General features: G+C 37.7%; 3 protein-coding genes. All 3 read left to right on the top strand.

Annotated features, from left to right (window positions below; all coding sequences use genetic code 11):
* Positions 1-31: 31 nt before the first annotated feature.
* The 3 genes from ACG9ZL_RS20975 to ACG9ZL_RS20965 all read left to right on the top strand — a co-directional run bounded on the left by ACG9ZL_RS20975 (position 32) and on the right by ACG9ZL_RS20965 (position 972).
* On the top strand, positions 32-340 hold the full coding sequence (locus ACG9ZL_RS20975; protein WP_419361830.1) for a hypothetical protein: 309 nt from the start codon (positions 32-34) through the stop codon (positions 338-340).
* 187 nt (positions 341-527) lie between these two features.
* Positions 528-728 (top strand): hypothetical protein, encoded by a 201-nt coding sequence (locus ACG9ZL_RS20970; RefSeq protein WP_419361827.1) that lies wholly within the window; start codon positions 528-530, stop codon positions 726-728.
* Positions 721-972 (top strand): major capsid protein, encoded by a 252-nt coding sequence (locus ACG9ZL_RS20965; protein ID WP_419361825.1) that lies wholly within the window; start codon positions 721-723, stop codon positions 970-972. The genes ACG9ZL_RS20970 and ACG9ZL_RS20965 overlap by 8 nt, the downstream gene beginning before the upstream one ends.
* The last annotated feature ends 178 nt before the right edge of the window (positions 973-1,150 follow it).

Genomic DNA, 1,150 nt, shown 5'->3' with positions numbered 1-1,150 from the left:
CTTAATCAAACTGCTTATAAGGAATTTATCCATGCTATTTAAATCAACAATTACTGTATTTGGTGCTAAATCTTCGAAAGGGGCTTTCGAGGGTAAACCTTATGATTCTACAACTATCTTCTATAAGGCCGATCTCCAGGAAGGTGACAATTTTGTAGGTGAAGTTGGTGAATCAATCAAATGGGGTACTTCTGATAATTTCGAGAAAATTAAATTACTTGAATTTCCTCTTGTAGCAGATGTAACCCTTCAACAAGTTTCGAATGGTCGTCAAGTAACCACAATCATTATTGATCTTGCTCCACAAAAACCACAACAACAGGGCAAACCAGCGCCATGATTCACGCTAACTTTTTAACTTATAGCTGTCCTACATGTGGCACATATCTGCACAAAGGTCAGTACCAGTTTCACGTTTCAGTGTGTAAAGGATAACTAAATGGATTACATGGTCTGGTACTTCTTTTTATTTGGAATACTTGCTCACATGTATTTCATTTATAAGCTTATTTTAAGGATTTTAAGACATGGCATACGTCTGCGAACAACTACAAATAATTGAGGGTGTGCAAACGTGTGTCTTGTGGGTAGAACAAGTCACATTTACCGACTTTTTCGCCATAACTTCGGCACAGGCTTTTTCTATTGGCTTGGCTGCTTGCCTTGTCATTATTACAGGTGCTGTGTTTAACAAACTTGGTCAACTAGGGGATAAATCTCATGACTGAAAAAAATCAAATCGCTGTTAAAACAGTTCAAAAACAATCACGTTTACAAACCATCTTAAACCGTGGTGCTGTAGTTGGTGTTTTAGCTTCAGGCACATCAATGGCTCGTGCTGACTATGATGTAACTGCAATTATAACCAATCTTGGCTTGGCTGTAACTGCTGCTGCAACGATCGGTGTTGCTTGGCTTGGTTTTACTGCTGGCATTGCAATTTGGCGCAACCTTCGAGCTGCTGCTAAGTAACTCAACAAGAAGAGGGTTAGCCCTCTTCTTTTCATTTCACTAGGGGATAAATATGGAAGCTTCAATCGTTAACTGGCTTATCGTGATTGTCTTAATCATTACTGTTTCTGTGATGGTGAAATGATGAAATTTTTTAAATATTTGATTTTTATTTCTCTTTCATTTCTATCAATTAATG

The sequence above is a fragment of the Acinetobacter legionensis genome (assembly GCF_048551735.1).
Taxonomy (GTDB): Bacteria; Pseudomonadota; Gammaproteobacteria; order Pseudomonadales; family Moraxellaceae; genus Acinetobacter.
This window is presented reverse-complemented; position numbering and strand designations above follow the sequence as displayed.